This window comes from Catenulispora sp. MAP12-49 (genome assembly GCF_041262705.1).
Classification (GTDB): Bacteria; Actinomycetota; Actinomycetes; order Streptomycetales; family Catenulisporaceae; genus Catenulispora.
Genome location: NZ_JBGCCP010000042.1, coordinates 12,861 through 34,968, shown reverse-complemented (window position 1 = coordinate 34,968; position 22,108 = coordinate 12,861). Strand labels below are relative to the sequence as shown.

Sequence of the window (22,108 nt, the reverse complement as noted above, 5' to 3'; positions counted from 1 at the left end):
AGCTCTGCGACCGGTCTGCTGCGAGCACCGCGCTCACCCCACCTTCGGGGTGGCCCGGGCGCCGTGGTGGATGTACCGCGTGCCGTCGGGGAGTTCGTAGAAGACCACGGTGAGCCAGGCGTCGAGTTCCGGGCGCTTGGTGAGGAACACGCCGGGCCGGAAGGTCCGCAGCGGCATCTCGATCGGGTCGCCGCCGGCCACGGTGGCGATGATCCCGCTGAGCGTGACGGTCATGACAAGGCCGCCGTCGCGCTCGGTGATGTCCAGCCGCGTCGAGGCCCGGTCGTAGGTGCCCACGTAGTCCGCCGGGTCGAACTCCAGCGGCTCGGCGGACGGCTCCAGCGCCGGCCGCATCCGCACCCCCGCGAACTCCTCGGCGATCTCGTCGAACACCGCGCGGTAGAGCGCGAACGTGTCGCCGCCGTTGGTCAGCAGGCAGATCGCCAGATCGTGCTCGGGAAGGATCCGCAGGAACGCCGACTGGCCGATGGTGCCGCCGTCGTGGCCGTAGACCTTGGCGCCGTCCCACTGGTCCAGGAACCAGCCCAGGCCCCAGTGCGTGGCCAGGAACCAGTTGTCCGGCACCTCGATCTGCGGCTCCTGCATCGCCTCGACCGACTGCTGCGACAGAACTCGCGTGCCGTCCGGCGCGAGGCCTCCGTCCAGGTGCAGCTTGGCGAAGGCCAGCACTTCACGCGGCGTGGAGTGGATCAGCCCGGCCGGTCCCGCGCTGCGCATCAGGCCCCAGACCGGCGCCGGGGCCGGCGGCGTGCCGATGTGGCCGAGGGCGGCGCGGTGCAGCAGCGCCTCCTCCGGCAGGGTGCCGGTCTGCTTCAGACCCAGCGGCTGGAACAGCCGCTGCCGCATCAGCTCGTCCCACTGGACACCGGTGACCCGCTCCAGGATGCGACCCAGCAGAGTGAACCCGGCGTTGCAGTAGGACATCGTCGCGCCGAGCGGGTGGGTGACGGCCACCTCGGCGAGCTGTGCCACGTACTTCTCCAGGTTGTCCTCGCCGCGGCCGGTGTCGGAGAAGAAGTCGCCGTCGATGCCGCTGCTGTGGGTGAGCAGGTGCCGCAGCGTGACCTGGGCGGCCACGGCGTCGTCGACCAGCCGCAGCTCCGGCAGTACGTCCACCACCGGTGCGTCCAGATCCAGCAGGCCCTCGTCGACCAGAGCCATGGCCACCGTGGCGGTCCACACCTTGGAGATCGAACCGATCTGGAACACCGTGTCGGTGGTGGCCTCGATGCCCGCGCCCTGGTGGGCCCAGCCGGCGGCGGCCTCGAACAGCACCTCGCCGCGGTGCATGACCGCCAGGCTCGCGCCGACGCCGTGGGCCGCGACCAGCTCGGCCAGCCGGGCCTGCCAGCGGACGGTCAGCGCGGGGTCCAGGGAGCTCTGCGCCTCGAGTATCTCAGTGGGCTGTGTCATTGCCTGACTCCAATCAGAAAGAGGTGTCGCCGATGCCGGAGGTGGCATCAGGACGCGGTGTGGGTGAGGACCCAGTCGACGACCCGCCGGCAGTAGTCGGCGCGGTGTGAGGGACGGCCGTTGAGGATGAACAGGTGCGAGCCGCCGGGGTAGAGGACCAGCCGGGTCTGGACGCCGCGGGTCTTCAACGCCTGGAACCACTCCTCGGCCTGGCCGGGCGGGCAGCGGTCGTCGGCGGCGCCGTGCAGGATCAGCGTGGGCGCGCGGACCGCGTCCACATATGTCAGCGGCGACAGACGCTCCAGCATCGGCCCCCCGCCGATCTCCAGGGCGGTGATCAACTGGCCCTCGTCGGACGTGCCCGCCATGCTGCGCAGGTCGGTGACCACGCCGCCGGGCACCACGGCCGCGAAGACCTCGCTGCGCGCCGACAGCCAGCAGGACATGAAGCCGCCGTAGCTGTAGCCGGTCAGGGCGATCCGGGCCGGGTCCGCCAGGCCCTCCTGGACCAGCGTCGCCACCGGCTCCAGCACGTCCCGCTCGTCGGCCTCGCCCCAGCCGCCGACCACCGCCTGGTAGTAGTCCTCGCCGTACCCGTCGCTGCCGCGGATGTTGAGCACGAGGATCGTCCAGCCCTGGGCCACCAGCTCGTGGTGGTACAGGTGGACGGCGTCGGCCTGCGGGCTCCAGGCATTGTGCGGACCGCCGTGCACATCCACCAGCAACGGACCGCCGGTCGGCGCGGCCGGATCGCGGATCACCCAGCCGGACACCACTTGGCCGTCGGAGACGGTGAACGCGCGGTCCTGGTAGACCGGCAGCCGGACGTCGGGCAGCGCCGTGTCCATATGCCCGGTGAGCCGGCGGAACTTGCCGGAGTCCAGGTCGACCACGCCGATCTCGCCGAACGTGGACTCGTCGGAGTACACGAACGCCACGGTCCCCGCGGCCTGCGACACCTTCGCGCCGTTGACACTGAGCCGCTGTGGCAGGTCGAGGTAACGCGCCCGATCGGAATCGGCCGGCAGGACACAGAGCCGGGAGGAGCCGCGGTCGCGGACCGCGAACACGATGTCCTGGCCGTGGAACTGCGCGAGCGCCCCGGGGTAGCCGGGCCCGCCCGGCATGACGTTGCGATCCAGGTCGGCGGCCAGGACGGTCGGGGCCGCGCCGTCCAGTGGTTGGCGCAGCAGGTTGAGATGCCCGACGGAGACAGTGGTGCGGCCGGTGACCAGCAGCGCCGAGCCGTCCGGGTACCAGCGCAGCGGGCCGGTCAGCGCGATGCCCGTTCCGCACCGCCGCGGCGGTGCGGGAGGCCGGCCGGGCTCGACGTCCGCGGGGACGTCGATCACGTAGGGCGCCGATGTGCTCAGGCGCTCCGGCCCCGGACCCCTCTCACCGATGAAGGCCAGCCGGGTGCCGTCCGGCGACCACACTGGCGCCGCGCAATCGTCGGTCCCCTCGGTCAGCTGCTCGATCAGGCCGGAGGCGACGTCGACCACGAAGATCTGGGTCCGCGCCCGACCGGTCACGCCGACACCGTCCACCTTCCAGTGCAGTTCGTCGACGACCGACGGCGCGAAGCGGTCGTCGTGGGCGTCGAGCGCGCTGAACGCGATCCGCGTGCCGTCCGGCGACCAGGCCGCCGGTCCGGCGCCGGACGGGCGGGACTTCTCGGTGGTCAGCTGCCGGGCCTCGCCGCCGTCGACCCGGATGAGGTGCAGCTGGCCGGACCGCAGGAACGCCAGCGCGGTGCCGTCCGGCGACCAGCGCGGCGCGGCGTCGGCCGGGCCGTTGGTCAGTGTGCGCGGCGCGCCGCCGGTCACGTCGACCAGGTGGATCGCCGAGGCCGCGCCGTCCAGGTCTTCGTCCTGTCCGGTCAGCACATAGGCGACGCGGGAGCCGTCCGGGGAGAGGTCCGGGTCGCCGGGGATCTCGAAGCGGAAGAGGTCGTCGATCCTCAGCGGCCGGGTCATGGCGCCTCCGTTACGGTTCTCGCGGGCAGGGCGGGGATGCAGGACAGCAGCGTCCTGGTGGTCTCGTGAGCCGGGCGGGCCATCACCTCGGCGGCCGGGCCGCACTCGACCAGCCGGCCGGACTCCAGGACCGCGACCTGGTCGCAGAGGTACCGGACCACGGCGAGGTCGTGCGAGATGAACAGCAGCGCGAAGCCGAGGTCGCGCTGGAGCCGGCGCAGCAGATTCAGCACCGCGCCCTGGACCGAGACGTCGAGCGCCGAGGTGACCTCGTCGGCGATCAGCACCCCGGGCCGGGCGGCGAGCGCGCGGGCCAGCGCGACGCGCTGGCGCTGTCCGCCGGACAGGGCTGCGGGGAGCTGGGCGGCGCGCGCCGGATCGATGCCGACCAGACCGAGGAGGCGGGCCACCTCGGCGGCCCGCTCAGCGCGGGTCCAGCGGCCGGCGGCCGACGAGCCGGAGTTGTCGGGGTCGAGCCGTGTCCTGGGCAAGGCCTCCGCCACCGCCGCGCCGATGCTCAGCCGCGGGTCGAGCGAGGCGTACGGGTTCTGGAATACGAGCTGCACAGGGGTACGCCCGGGGCGCCGGGGCTGGCCCACGCCGTCGACCAGGATCCGGCCGGCGGTCAGCGGCGCCAGGCCGACGACGGCCTTGCCGACGGTGGACTTGCCGGAGCCGGAGCCGCCGACCAGGCCGGTGACGCTGCCGTCGGGGACGGTGAGGTCCACGCCCTCGACGGCGGTGAACCGGCCGTAGCGCACCCCTACGCCGCGCAGTTCCAGGGAGCTCATTGCACCACCTCCGTCTTGGCGCGGGCCGTGTCATCGCGGGTTGTGTCGCTGCCGACTGCTCGCGGGTACCAGCACGCCACCCGGTGCCCGGCGCCGCCCGCGGCCGGCTCCAGCACGGGCAGTTCGCCGCGGCACCGGTCCTGCGCGAAGGCACACCGCGTCGCGAACGCGCAGCCCGTGACCTGCTCCCCCGGCTCCGGCGGCCGGCCCGGGATGGTGGCCAGCTCGCGGTCCAGGTCGGTGGCCATCGTCGGGATCGCGCCGACCAGGGCCCGGGTGTAGGGGTGCGCGGCGGCCTGGAACAACCGGGCCACCGGCAGCTCCTCCACGACCCGGCCGGCGTACATGACCAGGACCCGGTCGCAGACCTCGGCCACGACGCCCAGATCGTGCGAGATCAGCAGCAGCGCCGCGCCGGAGTTGGCCCGGATCCGGCCGAGCAGCTCCAGCACCTGCTTCTGCACGGTCACGTCCAGCGCCGTGGTCGGCTCGTCGGCGATGATCAGCCGGGGCTCGGCCATCAGCCCCATGCCGATGAACGCGCGCTGCCGCATGCCGCCGGAGTACTCGTGCGGACGTTGCCGGGCGCGGCGTTCCGGGTCCGGGATGCCGACGGCGGCCAGCCGGTCCACGGCCCGGGCCAGCGCGGCCTTCCGGGACCGGCCGAGGTGGACCTCGGCGACCTCGGCCAGCTGACGGCCCACCCGCAGCGCCGGGTTGAGCGAGGTCATCGGGTCCTGGAACACCATGGCCAGCTCGGCCCCGAGCCGCCGGCCCGAGCGCGGGTCCGCGAGCAGGTCGTGTCCGTCGAAGCGCACGGTGCCCTGGACGTGGCCGGGGTGGGGCACCAGCTGGGCCAGTGCCAGCGCGGTCAGGCTCTTGCCGGACCCGGACTCGCCGACCAGACCGACGGCCTCCCCGGCCGCGACGGACAGGGAGACGTCGCGGACGGCGGTCCGCCCGCCGGGGAAGGAGACCCGCAGATGGGTGGCCTGGATCAGGGCTGAACTGTCGACGTCCGCCTGAGTCTGCGGGAGCGCCCCATCGGTATCCGTGGCGGCGGGGACATGCGCGGCCGGTACCGCGCGCGCCGCCGTGCGCCGCCCGGCGGTCTGCGCGAGCGCCTCCCCGAGCAGCCCGAACACCAACCCGGCCAGCACCACCGCGACGCCCGGGGCCAACGCCGAGGCCGGGTTCACGTAGATCCTGCTCAGCCCCTCGTTGAGCAGCCGGCCCCAGTCGTAGTCCGGGCTCTGCACGCCCAGGCCCAGGAACGACAGCCCGGCGAAGGCGATGAGCGACCCGGTGGCGGCCTGCGCCGCGAACAGCACGACCGGCTCCACGATGTTCGGCAGCACGTGCCGGACGACGATCCGGAACCGGCCGACGCCCAGGATCCGCGCCGCCGCCACGTAGTCCGAGCCGGCGACGGTCGTCGCCAGGTTCTGGATCAACCGGGCCAGCGGCGGCACCAGCGCCAGTCCGATGGCCAGCACCGCGCCGGTGCTCCCGATGCCGAAGATGGTGGCCAGGAAGAGCACGAACAGCAGTCCCGGGAAGGCGACCAGCACGCCGACCACGCCGGTCACCGCCCGGCCCCCGCGCCGGCCCAGCACGCTCGGCGCCAGGCCCAGCACCAGCCCGCCGAGCAGGCCGATCGCCGTCGCGGACAGCCCGAGCCGCAGGGTGAGCCGGGTGGCGACGATCACCCGGGCCGCGATGTCCCGGCCCAGGCTGTCGGTGCCGAGCAGGTGCGCCCCGCTGACGCCCTGGTTCATCGCCGCGGTGTCGATCCTCGAGGCCTGATCGCCGAACACCACCGGCCCGGCCACCGCCAGCGCGGCCAGCAGCAGCACGGCGGCCAGCGCCGCGGCACCGAGCGGGGTGCGGACGCTCTGGCGGGCCCGGCGGGCGAAGGACTCCGGCGGGTCGGCGCAGATGTCGTCCGGCTCTGTGGTCGCGGTCATCGTGGTCGCGGTCATCAGGTCCCCCGTACCGTCGAGCGCGGGTCGATGACGGCGACCGCCACGTCCACCGCGAACGTGATCAGCAGCGCGGCGGCTCCGTAGACCAACACCACGCCCTGCACCAGCGGATAGTCCTTGGTCGTGATGGCCTGCACGATCGTCGAGCCCAGACCCGGCCAGGCGAACACGTTCTCCACCAGCACCGTGCCGGCCAGCAGCGAGGTGAACAGCAGGCCGCCGATGGTCAGCGACGAGGTCAGCAGGTTCGGCAGCGCGTGCCGCAGGTAGACGAGCCGGGCCGGGAGACGCTTGGCCCGCGCCGTGCGCATGTAGTCCTCGGTCAGGACGCGCAGAGCCTCGACCCGGACCACCCGGGACAGCGACGCCGCCGGGACCACGGTCAGGGACAGGACCGGCAGCACGTACGAGGACAGATCCGACTGCCCGGCCACCGGGAGCACCTGCCACCACACCGCGAACACCGCGACCAGCCCGACCGCCAGCAGGAACTCCGGCAGCGCGGCCAGGATCCCGGTGGTCGCGGCGAAGGCCAGCTCGCCCCGCCGGCGGCGGCCGTCCTTGGTCAGGACGGCCGCCAGCATGCCGATCGGGATGCCGACCAGCAGGATGAGCACGACAGCGGGGATCACCAGCTGCAATGTCGAGGGGAGCCGGTCGGAGATGATCTGCGAGACCGGCATCTGGGAGACGATCGAGTCGCCGAGCCGGCCGTGGAACAGGTTCGCCAGGAAGGCGCCGTACTGCTCGGGCAGCGACCGGTCCAGACCCAGGTCGTGGCGCCGGGCCGCGACCTGGGTCGGGTCGGCGGACAGGCCGAGGGCGGCGCGGACCGGGTCGCCGGGGATCAGGTGGATCATCGCGAAGGACGCGGTCACCACCACGGCCAGCGAGACCAGCAGCCGGCCGGTGCGCCGGGCCAGGAAGCCGAGCCAGGTGTCGCCGGTCAGCGCGGCGGCGGCACGGCGGAGCGCCGGGACCGCGCCGACCGGGGCCGTCCGGCCGGCGCCGCCTCCCGGGGCGGCCGGCCCGCCGGGATTTGCGCCGGCGTTCGCGATCTGGACCCGGGCCATCAGCTGCCCGCCCGCAGGCTGCTCGGGACGGGCCCCGCGCCGTCGACGTCGTAGCTGACGCCCTTGCCGTACCAGCCGATCAGACTGTCGACGATCGGGACCACGTCCACCCGCTTGACCAGCGCGGCGTCAGCCTTCTGCCACAGCGCGCAGCCGTCCTTGCCGGCCACCGCCATCGCCTGCTTGCTCACCGCGGTGTAGTCCGGGTTCGCGATCGCGCCGAAGTTGGTGCCGTTCGGCGGGGTCGGGCCGTCGTAGAACCGGGTGAGCTGGTCCGGCAGCGGGACGCTGACCGGGATCCAGGACACGTCGTAGCCGCCGGAGGACAGGGTGGTCACCGTCGTGGTCGCGTCGACGACCTTGTCCTGGACCTTCACGCCGAAGTCGGTCCACTGCTTGGCGGCCAGCTCATAGGAGGCGGCCGCGTCCGGGCCCAGCTGCGAGGAGTGGAGCTGGGTGACGGTCAGCTGCTTGCCGCCCTTGGTCCAGCCCCCGCCGCCCTTCGTCCAGCCGGCCGCGGTCAGGTCGGCGGCGGCCTTGGCCGCGTCGTGCGCCGGGAGGTTGCCGGTGACGCTGTCTCCGGTGCACGGGGTCGGGGCCACTTCGCCGATCGAGGTGGACGGCTTCCCGGTGCCGCCGGTGGCCACCGAGCCGATCTGCTTCAGGTCCAGCGCCTCGACCAGCGCCGTGCGGACCGCGGGGTCGGCGGTGTCGTGCCCGGCGGCCTCGTTGAAGGTGAGGAAGCCGAACGGCGTCAGGGTGCTCTTCTTGCCGACGCGGGCCCCGTCCAGGCGCTGGGTGTCGGGGCCGTTGATCTCTGCGATGTTCACCTGGCCGGACAGCAGCATGTTCGCCGCCGTCGACGGGTTCGCCACCACCTTGAAGATCACGGTGGCCGGCATATCGGCGTCGGTGGCGCCGCCGGGACCCCAGCTGTAACCCGCGCGCTTGGTGTACGTGTAGTGGTCGCCGGGCACGGCCTGGGTCAGCTGGTAGGGGCCGCTGGCGTTGGTGGTCTTGGCCAGCGCCGCCGGATCGGCCAGGTTCTTCTGGCACACCAGCGGCAGCAGCTGGGTCATCTCGACGATGAACGGCGCCGGGACCTGCGTGGTGACGGACACGGTGCGCGCGGCGGCGTCGGCCGTGGCCTTCGCGGTCGCCGGGACCACGACACCGAGCAACGGCGAGGCGTTCTTGGGGTCGGCGATGTAGTTGTACTCGGCCGCGACGTCGGCCGCGGTCAGCGGCGTGCCGTCCTGGCAGGTGACCCCGGCCCGGATGGTGAACGTCGCGGAGGTCGAGGTCGCGGTCCACTTCTCGGCCACACCCGGGGTGACCTTGCCGTCGGCGGAGATGTGGATCAGCCGGTCGTACGCGTACCCGATCATCAGGACCGCGGTCCCGGCCAGCGCCGTCGTCGGACTCAGCGTCCCGGGATCCGAGCCGATGCCGATGGTGATCGTCGCGCCGCCGTCGGCCTTGCCGCCGCCGGCCCCGGCGGAGGACCCGCCGCACGCCGCCACCGACACCCCCACCGACGCGGCGACCGTCACCCCCAGCAACCGGCGAAAGTGCGCCGCCCTTCTCGCCCCGAAGTCCGCTCTGCTGCTCATCAGCCCTGCTCCTTCTGCCGCCACGCCTACGAGTGGATGAACTGTAGGCAGCGGGCAGAGGGGCCGCCGTCGTCGTGGCGGACGAAAAAGCAGTGCGGCAGTAGTGCGATCGGCCGAAGACGGCCAATACCCGGAGCACGAAACTGGTCTCCGCGGGCGGCGCAGACGATCAGGTCACGCGGGCCGCTCTTCGATCTGTGTCTGTCTCTCCGATCTGTGTCTGTATCTCCGGATCCCGCGTGCGGGCACGGTCCCACGCGGCCATGACGATGAGCGTCTTGGTCCCGGCGACGATCCCGGTACTCCGGATCGCGTTCACCACACGCTGCAAGTGGTCGACGTTGCGCACCCGGAACCGCACCAGGGCATCCGGGTCCCCGGCGATCGTGTAGTACTGCTGGACCTCGGGAACCCGGCGCGCGATCTCCTCGATCTCGCGCGTGTCGGTCCCGCCGGTGAGCCGGATCTCGGTGAACGCGTCGAGCTCGCCGATCGCCGCGTCGTCCACGATCGCCACGTATCCCAGGATGACGCCGTCGGCCTCCAGGCGCTCGATCCGCCGCGCCACCGGGGCGCCGGACAGCCCGACGCGGCGGGCGATCTCGCTCGTCGGCATCCGGGCGTTCACCCTCAGGAGCGCCACGATCTTCCGGTCGATGTCGTCCATGCCGACCCCCAAAGGTGGATTCTTTCGCCACACGAACACATCAGGCGCCGATCAGCGCCCTGTTCGCACATCACGCGCATCCTACGCACGTTTCACGCGTGACTCTTGCCCGGCGGCGAACCGGGTCGCGACGATTCCAGCTCACCTCCGGAATCAGGGAGCGCCATGACCACTGCACCGCCTGCGAACGACCCGTGGCAGGTGCTCGACACCGCGGGCAACCTGCGCGACGCCCCGGGCCTGCCGCCCGCCGCCGATGCCCTGGACCTGCGGGCGGCCTACCGCGACATGGTGCTCGCGCGGCGCGTCGACATCGAGGCCGTCGCGCTGCAGCGGCAGGGCGAGCTGGGACTGTGGCCCTCGATGCTGGGTCAGGAGGGCGCCCAGGTCGGCGCGGGCCGGGCGCTAAAGGCGCGCGACGTGGTCTTCCCGACGTATCGCGAGCACGCCGTGGCCTGGTGTTCCGGCGTCGATCCGGTGCGGCTGCTGGGCCTGTTCCGTGGCACGACGTTGGGCGGCTGGGACCCGCGCGAGCGCAACTTCCACCTGTACACGCTGGTGATCGGCGCGCAGACGCTGCACGCCGTGGGCTACGCGATGGCCGTCGTGCGCGACGGCGATGTCGGCACCGGCCAGGCCGACCGCGATCGCGCCGTGCTGGTGTTCCTGGGTGATGGCGCGCTCAGCGAGGGCGAGACCAACGAGGCGTTCGTCTGGGCCGCGGCGCAGCACCTGCCGGTCGTGTTCTTCTGTCAGAACAACCAGTGGGCGATCTCCGCCCCGTTCTCCGTGCAGAGCCGGATACCGGCCGCCGACCGCGCCCGGGGCTTCGGCTTCCCCGGCGTCCGCGTCGACGGCAACGACGTGGTCGCCTGCCACGCCGCCACCCGCACCGCGCTGGCGAACGCCCGCGCCGGCGGCGGCCCCACCCTGATCGAGGCGGTCACCTACCGCCGGAACCCGCACACCACCTCCGACGACGACCTGCGCTACCGCACCGCCTCGGAGAACGACGCGTGGGCCGAGCGCGACCCGATCGAGCGTCTGCGCATCCTGCTCACGCGGTCTGACGCCGGCGCCCCGGCACGGGCCGACGAGGCCTTCCTGGCCGAGCTCGCACGGGAGGAGGAGGCCCTGGCCGAGCGGCTGCGGGCCGGCTGCCGGGCGCTGCCCGACCCGGAACCGGGCGATCCGTTCCTGCACACGCTTGAGCGCATGCCGGACGACCTCGCGCGCCAACGCCGGGAACACCTGGCCTTCGTGGCCGCGGCCGAAGGGGATCACCGGTGAGCACCGCGATGGCCCACGCGCTGAACGCCGGCTTGCGCGCCGCGATGGAGGCCGACGACAAGGTCCTGCTGATCGGCGAGGACATCGGCCCGCTCGGCGGCGTGTTCCGGGTCACCGACGGCCTGCACGAGGACTTCGGCGCCGATCGCGTCGTGGTCTCGCCGCTGGGCGAGGCCGGCATCGTCGGCAGCGCGATCGGCCTGGCCCTGGCCGGCTACCGGCCGGTGTGCGAGATCCAGTTCGACGGCTTCGTCTTCCCGGCGATGAACCAGATCGTCACCCAGCTCGCGAAGTACCGCCACCGCTCGGAGGGGCGCCTCGGGCTGCCGGTCGTGATCCGCATCCCGGTCGGCGGCGGGATCGGCGCGATCGAGCACCACAGCGAGTCCCCCGAGGCCTACTTCGCCCACACGCCCGGCCTGCGGGTGCTGTGCCCGTCGGACTCCCAGGACGCGTACGACCTGCTGGGCCAGGCGATCCGCTGCGACGACCCGGTGATCTTCCTGGAGCCGAAACGGTCCTACTGGTCCAAGGGGACGGTCGATCCCCAGGCGCCGCCGGTGGACATGGAACTGGCCCGCGTGGTGCGCCCCGGCGGGGATCTGACGCTGGTCACGTATGGCGCGCTCGTGCCCAAGGCGGTCGAAGCCGCCGAGGTCCTGGCGGAGGAGGGCCGGGACGTCGAGGTCATCGACCTGCGTTCCCTCTCGCCCTTGGACGACGCGAGCGTCGTGGCGTCGGTGCGCCGCACCGGCCGGCTGGTCATCGCGCACGAAGCCTCCCGGAGCGGCGGGATCGGGGCCGAGCTGACCGCCCGGGTGCAGGCGCAGGCGTTCTACGAACTGGAGGCACCCATCCTGCGCGTGACCGGCTACGACACGCCCTACCCGGCAAGCCGGCTCGAAGAGGACTGGCTGCCGAACGTCGATCGGATCCTCGATGCCTGCGATCTCGCCTTCTCGCACTGAGCTGGCACTGAGCTGTCACTGAGCTGGCACTGAGCTGGTCCACCCCCTTCCCTCCCTCTTCCTCCCCCTTCCACAGGAGCTTGCCGTGACCACCGCGACCGTGCAGACCTTCCGGCTTCCCGACGTCGGCGAAGGCCTGACGGAAGCAGAGATCATCGCCTGGCACGTCCGGGTCGGCGACACCGTCGGCGTCAACCAGGTCCTCGTCGAGATCGAGACCGCGAAGTCGGCCGTCGAGCTGCCCTCGCCGTACGCGGGCGAGGTCGTGGAGCTCTTCGCTTCCGAGGGGCACACCGTCGACGTGGGTTCGCCGATCATCGCCATCCGAACCGCCGCCGCCACGGCCGAAACCGAAGAGCAGGAGCCCAAGCTCTTGGTGGGCTACGGGGCCAAGGCCTCGGGCTCCAGGCGGCGACGCCTGCCGACCACCGGGCCGGCCGGCAACAAGCCGGCGAGCAACAAGCCGCGCGCAAAGCCGCCGGTGCGCAAGCTCGCCAAAACCCTCGGCGTCGATCTGGCCCTGGTCGAGGCATCCGGGCCGGACGGGACGGTCGTGCGCGCCGACGTGATCCGCGCCTCGGAAACACCTGTGCCTGTACCTGCGACTTCGCCCTCTCCCTCGCCTTCACCCAGCGGCGCCGAGGTCCGGATCCCGGTGAAGGGCATCCGCAAACACACCGCGGCGGCCATGGTGGCTTCGGCGTTCTCGGCTCCCCACGTGACCGAGTTCGTCACCGTCGACGTCACCAAGACGCTCGAACTCCGGCAGGCAGCGCGGCGTCGCCGCGAGTTCCACGATGTCAAGCTCACGCCGCTGGCGTTCGTGGCGCGCGCCTATCTGCTCGCGCTCGCCCGCACGCCGATGGCCACCGCGCGGTGGGACGAGGCCGCACAGGAGATCGTCGTGCCGGCCGCGATCAACCTGGGCATCGCCGCGGCCACACCGCGCGGCCTGGTGGTGCCGAACATCAAGGACGCGCAAGGACTCGGTCTTCTCGAACTGGCCGTCGCCATCAACGATCTGGCCGCGACGGCGCGCGCCGGCAAGACCGCCTCGGAGGCGATGGCGGGTGGTACGACGACGATCACGAACATCGGCGTGTTCGGTGTCGACACCGGCACCCCCATCCTCAACCCGGGCGAGACCGCGATCCTCGCCGTGGGCGCCATCGGCCGCCGGCCCTGGGTCGTGGAGGAAGCCGCGGGCGAGACCATCGCCATCCGCTCCGTTCTGCAACTCGCGCTCTCCTTCGACCACCGCGTCATCGACGGTCAAGAAGGCTCTCAACTGCTCGCCGACACCGCCGCGCTGCTCGCCGAGCCAGGACTGGCGATGCTCTGACGACCGATTCGCGCTGTCCCCGTACTCCCAGTCCCAGTCCCAGTCCCAGTCCCAGTCCCAGCCACGATCTGGCCGTCGACACAACCAGGAGAACCGCCATGCCGGCCCGCCGCACCTTCCGCTCAGCAGAGCACGCCGAACTGATCGAACTGGTCCGCTCCATCGCGGCGAAGGACCTCGCGCCGCGCGCCGCCGGTGCCGAGGCGGAAGAAGCATTCCCGCGCGACGTCTTCCACCTGCTGGGCGAGGTCGGGATCCTCGGCCTGCCCTACCCCGAGGACATCGGCGGCGCGGGCGTCCCGTACGAGGTCTATGTCCAGGTCTTGGAGGAGATCGGCGCGGTCTGGGCATCGGTCGCGGTCGGCGTGTCAGTGCACGCACTGTCCTGCTTCGCGCTGGCGACCCGGGGAACTCCGGAGCAGCTGAGCCGGCTCCCGGAGATGCTCGGCGGTGAATTGCTCGGCGCCTACAGCCTCTCCGAACCGCACGCCGGTTCCGACCCCGCCGCGATGGCCACGACGGCGCGCCGCGACGGAGACGACTACGTGCTCAACGGATGCAAGGCATGGGTCACGCACGGCGGCACCGCGGACTACTACACGATCATGGCGCGCACGAGCGGCACAGCCGGCGACCGCGACGGGATCTCATGCTTCCTGGTCCCCGCCGGCACCCCCGGCCTGATCGCCGACCCGCCCGAGAAGAAGATGGGCCTGACCGGATCGACGACCGCCGCGCTGAGACTCGACGACGCGCGCGTATCAGCCGAGCGCCGTCTGGGCGCCGAGGGCGACGGCCTGAAGATCGCCCTCGCCGCCCTCGACGCCGGCCGCCTGGGCATCGCCTCGGTCGCCACCGGCCTGGCCCAAGGCGCCCTCGACACCGCAGTGTCCTACGCACAGGAACGCCACACCTTCGGCCGCCGAATCATCGACCACCAGGGCCTGTCCTTCATGCTCGCCGACATGGAGGCCGCCGTGGTCGCCGCCCGAGCGACCACACTGCACGCGGCGCGACTCAAGGACGCCGGCCTGCCGTACAGCCGGGAAGCATCCATCGCCAAACTCGTGGCCACCGACAACGCCATGAAGGTGACCACGGACGCCGTCCAGGTCCTCGGCGGCGCCGGCTACACCAAGGACTTCCCGGTCGAGCGATACATGAGAGAGGCCAAGGTGATGCAGATCTTCGAGGGCACCAACCAGATCCAGCGCCTCATCATCGGCCGCCACCTCGACCGCGACAACCGGGGTTCGATCGCCACGATCGGCTAGGCGGAGCGGTCCCACTTCCTGCCCCGGCGGCAAACAGGGCAGCGCGGGCCGGATTCGAAGCCCGTCCGCGCCGCCCCTGCCGCCGCTGTCGTTGCCGCTGCCGCCGCCACTGTCGTTGCCGAACTGGGAGCTACCCGGCCAGCCCGGCCAGCGCCATCGCAGTGTCCGGGTACCGCGTCACGATCTCCAGACCGCCCTGTCCGGCCTGCCCTCCGACCTCCCACTCCCCTTCGCAGCCGAGCAGACCCGCCACCGCGTCGCAGGTCGCCGGATGCTGCGCGAGCAGCGCGCCGAGCGGCCCGCCCGGATCGCGACCGGCCGGGTGCCGCCGCGAGAGGGCCGCTGTCGGATCGGCGGTCTCGCCCTTCCACGGCGCGACCCACTCGTCCAGGACGTCGAGTCGGGCCGGGAAGACCCGTCCGGCCTCCCGCACGAGCAGCGAAGCCAGGTCCGCGCCGCTCTTGCGCAGTGCCATGATCAAGGTCGGCAGCCACGGCAGCAGGAGCGGGTCCGGGAGCCGTCCGAAGGCGTTGGACACTGCCTCGACGACGAAGTCCACCAGACCCGGTACCGGCTCCAGTGCGTGGACCAGGCCGCTGATGTAGCGCGGGTAGGCCGGCAGGACCAGCGGGTTGTCCAGCAACTCGTCGCATCTGTCCCGCAGATCGCTGCGCGACAGGGTTCCGAGGTGCACTCGCGCCGCCCACAGCAGGGCGATCTTCTCCGGCTCCTCCGGGTGGGCCTGGGCGACGGCGAGTTCCAGCTGCGAGCGGTCGCAGCCCAGGGACAGCGCCAGGCTCTCCATGCTGAAGAGGAAGCCGAGCATGGCCGCCACCTGGCGTACGCCGGCGTCCTCGGAGGTGAAGGCCGTGGGCAGCAGCGTGCAGTAGTGCGCGTAGCCGGTCTTGGCGAACGTCTCGATCCATCCGGGCAGCGCCGGTTCGGTGGTCCGGTAGAACGCCAGCAGCCGCCGGGTCCGCCGGAGCACCTCCGGGGCGTCGTCGACCGAGCGCTCGGCCGACAGGACCTGGAGCGCGCGGGTGCCGAGTTCGTCCGCGAGGCGGTGGCTGCCGAGGTAGAGCAAGGCGTCCTCGACGGCTTCCAGCGCCACGGCGGCGGTGGCCTGGGGGCCGTTGGCCTTGCGCCGGAGCCGTTGCTCCAGCACCTGTTCGATGCTCACGCCCTCGTAGCCGAGCTCGATCAGGGCCCGCTGATGGGTGCCGATGGCCAGGTCCCAGGACTCCTGGAGGGACCGTTCGCCCAGCTTGCGCTCGCCCATGATCGGGCGGGCCGCGCCGTCAGGGAGGAGTCGGCGCAGCATCCACAGCACGTCCGAGCACGCGGCCAGCTCCGGCCGGCCCGCGATGTCGAGCAGCGCCCGCTGCACGCCGCGCTGGTCCAGGCGCAGGTTCAGCGGGGCGAGCCGGTCGTGCACGTCGCGGGCCAGCGGTGGGAGCGCGTCGTAGCCGACCTGGCCGACGCGGTCGCCGCCCATCATCGCCTCGACCAGCCGGCGCACGTCCCGGCGCCCGGGGACCGAGTCCTTCTCGATGCAGGTGACGGCCGCGTCCTGGAAGTCGTACGGCGTGGGCTTGGCCCGGTCGCGCATGCCGGCGAGCAGGATCGAGGTCTCGAACACCGCGATCGCGTCGGCCGTGGAAGCGAGATAGCCGTTACGCCGCGCGGCCCGGACGATGTCGACGGACCAGCCGAGCAGTTCGGCCTCGTCGAGCCCGTCCAGAACCGGGGGCCGCCGCAGGAAGCCGGACAACTGGTCGGAAGGGGCCGACGCGGGAGCCGGAACTGGGACTGCCACTGGAGCCGAGCCGACGGCGGGAGCCGCGGCCTTCTTCGCCTTGGCGGCCGACTTCTTCGTCCCGGCCTGTCCCTCAAGACGGAACGGCTTGACGCCGGTCCTCTTGAGGTTCGTCCCCCAGGTCGTCGCGGCTATCGACACCGACCCGGGGGCCAGCCCGAACTGGGCCTCGATCGCCGCGTGGCTGGACGGGATCAAGCCGTGGCGCCACTTGGTGGCCGAGCTCGGGGTGATCTCGAAGGTGTCGGTGCCCTCGACCCCGAACTCCGCGACCCGGCTGGCGGCGTGGAAGGCCCCGCAGACGTACAGACCGTCCGCCGGGTCGGTCCCGGTGGCCGTCAGGTGCTCGCGGATACGGGTCCACATGTAGCGCTCGCGGTCCTCGTCGACGCGGACGCGGTGCGGGTCCCCGGGCGCCAGCCGCCGGAACAGGCTGCCGATCAAGAGCATGACCTGCCGGTAGGTGTCGTGGCCGGAGTCGCCGAGCGGCGTCTCGACGTACTGGTGCCACCACTCCGACCAGTGCCGGACCCGGCCGTGCCGCAGCAGGTGCTCCTCCAGTTCGGCGAAGCGCGGCCGCAGGTCGCCGATCTCGACGCCGACGGCGTCGCCGTGCAGGGCGGCCTCCTCCAAGGGCTCGGCAGCCGGTTCGGTGGGCAGTTCGGCGGCCGGTTCGGTCGGCAGTTCGGTTGGCGGTTCGGAGCTTCGCGGATCCCACTGGAAGACATGGTCGGAGGACCAGTCCACCAGCACGATCTCCACGCCCGGGGTTTCGAGCGCGTACGCGATGGCCTGATACTCCGCCGACGCCTCCGTGATCGGCGCGACCACAGACAGCGGCGCCCAGTCCAGCGGGAAGCCGTCGACCTCGCTCGCGAACGACTGCACCGCGACCGGGAGCTTGCAGTTGCGCAGCTCCGGCAGCAGCGGGGCCATGTCCTCGCAGAGCTCCAGGTAGATCGTCTTCGGCTGCTTCTCCCTCAGGCGCCGCGCCATGGCGATGGCGGAGGCCGGCGAGTGGTGGCAGACCGGGAAGATCTCCAGCGGCTCGCGCACGGCGCGGTCGACGTCGTCGACGATGCCGAGCAGGATGCCCTCCAGCGCGTCCGGGCCGTCGGCGAAGCGGGTCGCGGCCTCCTGCAACTGGCTGCGCAGCGCGTCGAAGGGCGCTGCGACGCTATCGCCCCTGGCACTCACAGTGCCCACAGTGCTCTCAGAACTCTCACTGCTCACAGCGCTCACGACAGCACGGCGATCGCGTCGCGACCGCCCTCCAGGAACTCCGGCCACTCGCCGCCGTCCTTCTTGCTGCGCGGCTCGACGACGCCGTGCAGGTACTTGTTCATGATGGCCAGGTCCTCCGGATCGCGCCGGGCCAGCGATCCGACCAGCGAGGAGGCCAATGTCCGGGCACTGAGATCCTGCGCCCCGAAGAAGTTGCCGTGCAGGATCGCGTCCTCCAGCACGCCGATCTGCTCGGCCGTGGACAGCGCCGACTCCAGCTTCTCGTCGTCGCTGCCGGCGCTCGCGGCGGCGGCGCGCAGGTCGGCGAAGCTCTGCAACAGCACGTCCAGCAGCGACGGCGGGACGTCGAGCTCGATCTGGTGCCGGCGCAGCAGTTCCTCGGTGCGGAACCGGACGATCTCCGCCTCGCTCTTCTTGTTGGTCACCACCGGGATGCGCACGAAGTTGAAGCGCCGCTTCAGCGCCGAGGACAGGTCGTTGACCCCGCGGTCCCGGCTGTTGGCGGTGGCGATGACCGAGAAGCCGGGCTTGGCAAAGACGATGCCGTCCTCGTCCAGCTCGGGCACCGAGATGTACTTCTCGGACAGGATCGAGATCAGCGCGTCCTGCACGTCGGAGGTGGACCGGGTCAGCTCCTCGAACCGGCCGATCACCCCGCCCTCCATCGCGGTCATGATCGGCGAGGGGATCATCGAGTCCCGGGACTGGCCCTTGGCGATCACCATCGAGACGTTCCACGAGTACTTGATGTGGTCCTCGGTGGTGCCGGCGGTGCCCTGCACGACCAGCGTCGAGTTCCGGCTGATCGCCGCGGCCAACAGCTCGGCCAGCCAGCTCTTGCCGGTGCCCGGGTCGCCGATCAGCAGCAGGCCGCGGTCGGAGGCCAGGGTGACGATGGCCCGCTCGACGATCGAGCGCTCGCCGAACCACTTCTGCGGGATCTCCCGCGCCAGACCGTCGGAGCGCTCCGAGCCCAGGACGAACAGCCTGATCATCTTCGGGGACAGCCGCCAGTTGAACGGCTTGGGGCCCTCGTCGACGGACTCCAGCCAGTCCAGCTCCTCGGCGTACTTCAGCTCGGCGGGGGCGCGCAGCAGATCGGACATATCAGGGTTCTCCTAAGCCAGGAAGGTCTTGAGTTCGTGGACGAGCTTGCGGATGTGGCCGGAGATCACCGGCGTGCCGAGGTCTTTGAACCGTTCGCGGAACCAGGGATTGACCTCCTGGCGGCCCGAGGAGGTCACCGAGCCGACCGGGATGAACTTCACGCCGGAGCGGTGCACCTCCCTGATCCCGTCGAGCAGCGGCTGGGACCGGTCGAACTCGTAGAAGTCGGAGATCCACACCAGGCAGGTCTGCCGGGGCTCGGCGATCTTCGGGCGGGCCATCGCCATCGCGACCGGTCCGTCGTTGCCGCCGCCGAGGTTGGTGCGCAGCAGCATCTCGAACGGGTCGCTCACCCAGGGCGTGAGGTCGATCGCCCGGGTGTCGTAGGCGATCAGGTGCACGTCCACCTTCGGCAGCCCGGCGAAGATCGACGCCAGGATGGTGCAGTTCACCATGGAGTCGGTCATCGACCCGGACTGGTCCACCACGACGATCAGCCGCTGCGGCGTCGTCCTGCGCGCGGTGTGCCGGTAGTAGAGGCGGTCGACGTAGAGCCGCTCCTCCTCCGGGCTCCAGTTGGTCAGGTTCTTCCAGATGGTGCGGTCCAGGTCGAGGTTCCGGAACACGCGCTTGGGCGGCACCGACCGGTCCAGCGCGCCGGTCGAACTCTTCTCCACCTCCGTCCGCAGCACCTCGGCGACCTCGTCGACGTACCGGCGGATCAGGGCCTTGGCGTTCGCCAGCGCCAGGCCCGACAGGTTGCCCTTGTCCCGCAGCAGCTGTTCGACCAGCGACATGCTCGGTGTCAGCCGCGCGGCCAGGTGCGGATCGGCCAGGACCTCGCGCAGGCGCATGCGGCTGACCAGGTCGGCTTCCAGGGAGCCGAGCTCGGAGCCGATCGCCGGGAGGAGGTTCGACAGGTCGGGGGTGCCGGTGCCGGCGCCGGCGCCGTCGCGGTCGCCGCCGCGGCCGCGTCCCGAGCGCAGGCCACCGGGCTCGCAGCCGAGCCCGCGCTCCAGCCAGCCGGCGTCGGACTGCCACCGCGAGAGTTGTTCCGCGGAAACCGATCCGGCTCCCGTGGCGAACACGTTGAGCAGGATCTTCGACACGAGGGCAGCCCGACGGACTTCCTGCGCGCGGTCTCTTTCGCCGTCTTCGCCATGGGGTTCCGGCACCATCAGGCCGTCGAACTCGGCGGCCAGCTCGGGGTGGCGCTGAACGATCGAGTCCACGCTGGTCCGCGGGTCCTGCAGCTCGTGCGGCAGGCCGATGTCCTTCACGACGGCGACGCCGGCCGACTCGAGCGCGGCCTGCTCCTCGCGGTCGAAGAGCTGGGCCAGCAGGCGCCAGTAGAGAACTTGGCGGCGGTTCTCCTGGGAGTCGGCCTGGGTCGGCTGCCCAATCATCGGCCCGGCCGCCGGTTCGTTTGTCGGCTCGGTGATCGGCTCGGTGATCGGCTCAGTCATCGGCTCGGTGATCGGCTCAGTCATTTGCGCAGCAGCCTTCCGGCTCGCTCGCGCAGGACCGTGACCGCCTCGGCCGCGGCCTTCTCGGCCCGGACGCCGTCCTTGTCCGCGGTGCCGCCGGCCCAGGCTCCGGCGTGGACCGCGGTGGCCTTCTTCTTGACCGGCGCTTCCACGGCCAGCGGCTGAAGGGTGAACGTCCCGGCGTCCCAGCGCACCAGTCCGATGCAGGAGGTCGAAGCCCGGACGAGATCCGGGGTCAGCGGGCCCGCCGAGGGGATGCGATCGGTGTCCAGGGCGAGGCGTCCGCCGGGAAGCTCGAACTCGCCGTCGGCGACCTTGTAGCCCTCAAGGAACACGAGCTCTGCGATGCGCGCCGGGTGGCGGTCGAGCGGCGCCGTCGGCGCGGCGGTGGCGGTCGACAGCAGGAGGCGGGCCGTGGCGAAGGGATCGGCCGGTCCGCCGGTGCGGGCCTTGTCGTCGGACCAGCGGAGGTCGCCCTCGGCGGTGACCGCCATGTCCGCGACGTCCATGGCCCGGCCTTCGCTGAACGCTGCGATGAGCGACAGGTGCGTGCGCAGCAGCTGCCAGACGCCCATGCCGACGACGGTGTCCGGCTTGGGCGCCGAGACGCTGGCCCGGACCAGGCGCGGGGTGCCGCCGTCGGCCGGTTCGAGGACGGCGTGGATCTGGGCTTGGACGGCGGTCGCGTGTTCGTGCAGGTCGATGCCCAGCGGGAGCAGACGGCCGGTGACGGTGGCGGCCGTACCCGCACCGGTCGCGGTGCCCAACCCCGCAGCAGGGCCCGAGCCCGCCGCGCCGGGCTGCGTCAGCAGCATCGCGCGGGACCACAGGTCGGCCCAGCGGCGTACCGGGACCCGCTCCAGCGTCGCGCCGGGGCAGGAGGCCGCGAGCTCGGCCGCGAAGCCGTCGAGCAGCGTCGCCAACCGGCGCAGGCCGATGTCCGGGAGCATGGCGCTCACCACCGGCGCCGCGCCGGAGACCAGGTCGTGGTCCATCCCGCGCCATCCGGCCCGCGCCAGGTCGGCCAGCCACGACCGGGCCGCGGAGAGCAGGTTCGCAGGCTGCTGCGGCACCTCCCCCTCGCCCTCGCCCTCGCCCGCGCCCGGCCACGGCTCGCGCGTCCGCCCGGTCGCCTCGTCGAGGCGCGCCGTCAGCGCGTCGTGGACCGAGCCGAGAATCGCGACCCGCGCGCCCGCCAAGGCGACGAGATGGTCCTCCCCCGCCGCCCCGGCCCCCGCCTTCTCCGCCGCCTCGGCCACCAACACGCCCAGCGGCGTGCCCCCGACCGCGTCGGCGAGGGCGGCCAGCGCGGCCCCCGCCCCGACCCGCGGCCGCAGCAGTCCGTCGGCCAGCGCCCGGTCGAAGCCGTGCACCACGGCCAGGGCCTCCTCGCACCCGGCGACGGGATCGCCCAGAAGATCGGCGCGCATCATGCCGCCGCCCGCGACGGTGCGAACCAGTGCATCTCCGCAAGCGGCTCCGTGGTCGGCTCCAGTTCCAGGTAGGCCAGATGACGCAGGAACCGGCTGAACACCTGGGCCGCCGGCTTCGCGGCCGACGCCGAAGGCCGCGCGTCATACATCAGGGAGCTGATGGTGGCCGCGTCCGGCGCCGCCGTGCCGACGTCGATGCGCAGGTAGCGGGCGACCCGCCGGCCCCCGTACTGCACCACCGCCTCACCGACCATCGCGGCGATGTGGTTGCAGAACGACCCCCGCGCACCACCGCACGGCCGGTTGTTGTTGGTGCTGCACGCGAACGCGAAATCCCCCGCCTCGATCGAGGACACATACACCCGCTCGATGTCCGAACCACTGGAGACCACGCCCTGCAACCGCCCATCGGCCAGTTCCACGAACGGCACCTTCGCCAGCTTCCGCGGCCGCGCAGGCGGCAGCACCCGCATGCCGCTGAGCTCTTCCCACTCTGACAAAGCCCGCATCTCCTCACGTGCAAAGGGGGGTGTTCCGCCAAGAAGTGCGGCGGTGCGAGTGAACCTACTAGCGGGCGGTGACAGGTGTGCCGGCGAGGTGGAGAAGG

General features: G+C 72.0%; 16 protein-coding genes. 4 read left to right on the top strand and 12 right to left on the bottom strand.

Features of this window, described 5'->3' with window-relative positions; genetic code table 11:
* Nucleotides 1-33: 33 nt before the first annotated feature.
* The 7 genes from ABIA35_RS42630 to ABIA35_RS42600 all read right to left on the bottom strand — a co-directional run bounded on the left by ABIA35_RS42630 (nucleotide 34) and on the right by ABIA35_RS42600 (nucleotide 9,539).
* On the bottom strand, nucleotides 34-1,434 hold the full coding sequence (locus tag ABIA35_RS42630) for a serine hydrolase domain-containing protein (RefSeq protein WP_370361788.1): 1,401 nt from the start codon (nucleotides 1,432-1,434) through the stop codon (nucleotides 34-36).
* A 47-nt stretch (nucleotides 1,435-1,481) separates the two neighbouring features.
* Entirely contained in the window at nucleotides 1,482-3,410 is a 1,929-nt protein-coding gene (locus ABIA35_RS42625; RefSeq protein ID WP_370361787.1) for a prolyl oligopeptidase family serine peptidase, read from the bottom strand.
* Nucleotides 3,407-4,201, bottom strand: coding sequence for an ABC transporter ATP-binding protein (locus ABIA35_RS42620; protein WP_370361786.1), 795 nt, complete (start codon nucleotides 4,199-4,201; stop codon nucleotides 3,407-3,409). Before ABIA35_RS42620 ends, ABIA35_RS42625 begins: the two co-directional genes overlap by 4 nt.
* The gene (locus ABIA35_RS42615; RefSeq protein ID WP_370361784.1) at nucleotides 4,198-6,183 is read right to left on the bottom strand and encodes a dipeptide/oligopeptide/nickel ABC transporter permease/ATP-binding protein; all 1,986 of its coding nucleotides are present in this window, start codon (nucleotides 6,181-6,183) and stop codon (nucleotides 4,198-4,200) included. Before ABIA35_RS42615 ends, ABIA35_RS42620 begins: the two co-directional genes overlap by 4 nt.
* Nucleotides 6,183-7,259: an ABC transporter permease gene (locus ABIA35_RS42610; protein ID WP_370361783.1), complete on the bottom strand. Its 1,077-nt coding sequence runs from the start codon at nucleotides 7,257-7,259 to the stop codon at nucleotides 6,183-6,185. Before ABIA35_RS42610 ends, ABIA35_RS42615 begins: the two co-directional genes overlap by 1 nt.
* Entirely contained in the window at nucleotides 7,259-8,872 is a 1,614-nt protein-coding gene (locus ABIA35_RS42605; protein WP_370361782.1) for an ABC transporter substrate-binding protein, read from the bottom strand. Before ABIA35_RS42605 ends, ABIA35_RS42610 begins: the two co-directional genes overlap by 1 nt.
* 169 nt (nucleotides 8,873-9,041) lie before the next feature.
* Nucleotides 9,042-9,539, bottom strand: a complete 498-nt coding sequence (locus ABIA35_RS42600; RefSeq protein WP_370361781.1) for an Lrp/AsnC family transcriptional regulator — start codon at nucleotides 9,537-9,539, stop codon at nucleotides 9,042-9,044.
* A 165-nt stretch (nucleotides 9,540-9,704) separates the two neighbouring features.
* On the opposite strand from ABIA35_RS42600, the gene ABIA35_RS42595 reads away from it, so the two are divergent.
* The 4 genes from ABIA35_RS42595 (at nucleotide 9,705) to ABIA35_RS42580 (ending at nucleotide 14,413) form a co-directional block, all read left to right on the top strand.
* Complete coding sequence (locus tag ABIA35_RS42595; RefSeq protein WP_370361780.1) at nucleotides 9,705-10,829, top strand: thiamine pyrophosphate-dependent enzyme; 1,125 nt, start codon at nucleotides 9,705-9,707, stop codon at nucleotides 10,827-10,829.
* On the top strand, nucleotides 10,826-11,797 hold the full coding sequence (locus tag ABIA35_RS42590) for an alpha-ketoacid dehydrogenase subunit beta (RefSeq protein WP_370361779.1): 972 nt from the start codon (nucleotides 10,826-10,828) through the stop codon (nucleotides 11,795-11,797). Before ABIA35_RS42595 ends, ABIA35_RS42590 begins: the two co-directional genes overlap by 4 nt.
* A gap of 85 nt (nucleotides 11,798-11,882) precedes the next feature.
* Nucleotides 11,883-13,139: a dihydrolipoamide acetyltransferase family protein gene (locus ABIA35_RS42585; protein WP_370361778.1), complete on the top strand. Its 1,257-nt coding sequence runs from the start codon at nucleotides 11,883-11,885 to the stop codon at nucleotides 13,137-13,139.
* Nucleotides 13,140-13,237: 98 nt separating this feature from the next.
* Nucleotides 13,238-14,413 carry an acyl-CoA dehydrogenase family protein gene (locus ABIA35_RS42580; protein WP_370361777.1) on the top strand — a complete coding sequence of 392 codons (1,176 nt, stop codon included), beginning with the start codon at nucleotides 13,238-13,240 and terminating at the stop codon, nucleotides 14,411-14,413.
* Nucleotides 14,414-14,543: 130 nt separating this feature from the next.
* Here ABIA35_RS42580 and ABIA35_RS42575 read toward each other — a convergent pair whose 3' ends face one another.
* From ABIA35_RS42575 to ABIA35_RS42555, 5 genes are read right to left on the bottom strand one after another with little or no spacing between them, the layout of a single operon-like run.
* Nucleotides 14,544-17,426, bottom strand: a complete 2,883-nt coding sequence (locus tag ABIA35_RS42575) for a hypothetical protein (protein ID WP_370361776.1) — start codon at nucleotides 17,424-17,426, stop codon at nucleotides 14,544-14,546.
* Nucleotides 17,427-17,467: 41 nt separating this feature from the next.
* A complete protein-coding gene (locus ABIA35_RS42570; RefSeq protein ID WP_370361775.1) occupies nucleotides 17,468-18,580 on the bottom strand; it encodes an AAA family ATPase in 1,113 nt (370 codons plus the stop codon).
* A 12-nt stretch (nucleotides 18,581-18,592) separates the two neighbouring features.
* Nucleotides 18,593-20,047, bottom strand: coding sequence for a VWA domain-containing protein (locus ABIA35_RS42565; RefSeq protein ID WP_370361832.1), 1,455 nt, complete (start codon nucleotides 20,045-20,047; stop codon nucleotides 18,593-18,595).
* Nucleotides 20,048-20,067: 20 nt separating this feature from the next.
* Nucleotides 20,068-21,498 (bottom strand): hypothetical protein, encoded by a 1,431-nt coding sequence (locus ABIA35_RS42560; RefSeq protein ID WP_370361831.1) that lies wholly within the window; start codon nucleotides 21,496-21,498, stop codon nucleotides 20,068-20,070.
* The gene (locus tag ABIA35_RS42555) at nucleotides 21,498-22,010 is read right to left on the bottom strand and encodes a hypothetical protein (protein ID WP_370361774.1); all 513 of its coding nucleotides are present in this window, start codon (nucleotides 22,008-22,010) and stop codon (nucleotides 21,498-21,500) included. Before ABIA35_RS42555 ends, ABIA35_RS42560 begins: the two co-directional genes overlap by 1 nt.
* Nucleotides 22,011-22,108 lie beyond the last annotated feature (98 nt).

Excerpts from the sequence above, each read along its gene's own strand:
- ABIA35_RS42595 (WP_370361780.1), top strand. The coding sequence starts at position 9,705 with ATGACCACTGCACCGCCTGCGAACGACCCGTGGCAGGTGCTCGACACC.
- ABIA35_RS42630 (WP_370361788.1), bottom strand. The coding sequence starts at position 1,434 with ATGACACAGCCCACTGAGATACTCGAGGCGCAGAGCTCCCTGGACCCC.
- ABIA35_RS42570 (WP_370361775.1), bottom strand. The coding sequence starts at position 18,580 with ATGTCCGATCTGCTGCGCGCCCCCGCCGAGCTGAAGTACGCCGAGGAG.
- ABIA35_RS42580 (WP_370361777.1), top strand. The coding sequence starts at position 13,238 with ATGCCGGCCCGCCGCACCTTCCGCTCAGCAGAGCACGCCGAACTGATC.
- ABIA35_RS42555 (WP_370361774.1), bottom strand. The coding sequence starts at position 22,010 with ATGCGGGCTTTGTCAGAGTGGGAAGAGCTCAGCGGCATGCGGGTGCTG.
- ABIA35_RS42560 (WP_370361831.1), bottom strand. The coding sequence starts at position 21,498 with ATGCGCGCCGATCTTCTGGGCGATCCCGTCGCCGGGTGCGAGGAGGCC.
- ABIA35_RS42605 (WP_370361782.1), bottom strand. The coding sequence starts at position 8,872 with ATGAGCAGCAGAGCGGACTTCGGGGCGAGAAGGGCGGCGCACTTTCGC.
- ABIA35_RS42610 (WP_370361783.1), bottom strand. The coding sequence starts at position 7,259 with ATGGCCCGGGTCCAGATCGCGAACGCCGGCGCAAATCCCGGCGGGCCG.
- ABIA35_RS42625 (WP_370361787.1), bottom strand. The coding sequence starts at position 3,410 with ATGACCCGGCCGCTGAGGATCGACGACCTCTTCCGCTTCGAGATCCCC.
- ABIA35_RS42620 (WP_370361786.1), bottom strand. The coding sequence starts at position 4,201 with ATGAGCTCCCTGGAACTGCGCGGCGTAGGGGTGCGCTACGGCCGGTTC.
- ABIA35_RS42615 (WP_370361784.1), bottom strand. The coding sequence starts at position 6,183 with ATGACCGCGACCACGATGACCGCGACCACAGAGCCGGACGACATCTGC.
- ABIA35_RS42600 (WP_370361781.1), bottom strand. The coding sequence starts at position 9,539 with ATGGACGACATCGACCGGAAGATCGTGGCGCTCCTGAGGGTGAACGCC.
- ABIA35_RS42565 (WP_370361832.1), bottom strand. The coding sequence starts at position 20,047 with ATGACTGAGCCGATCACCGAGCCGATCACCGAGCCGACAAACGAACCG.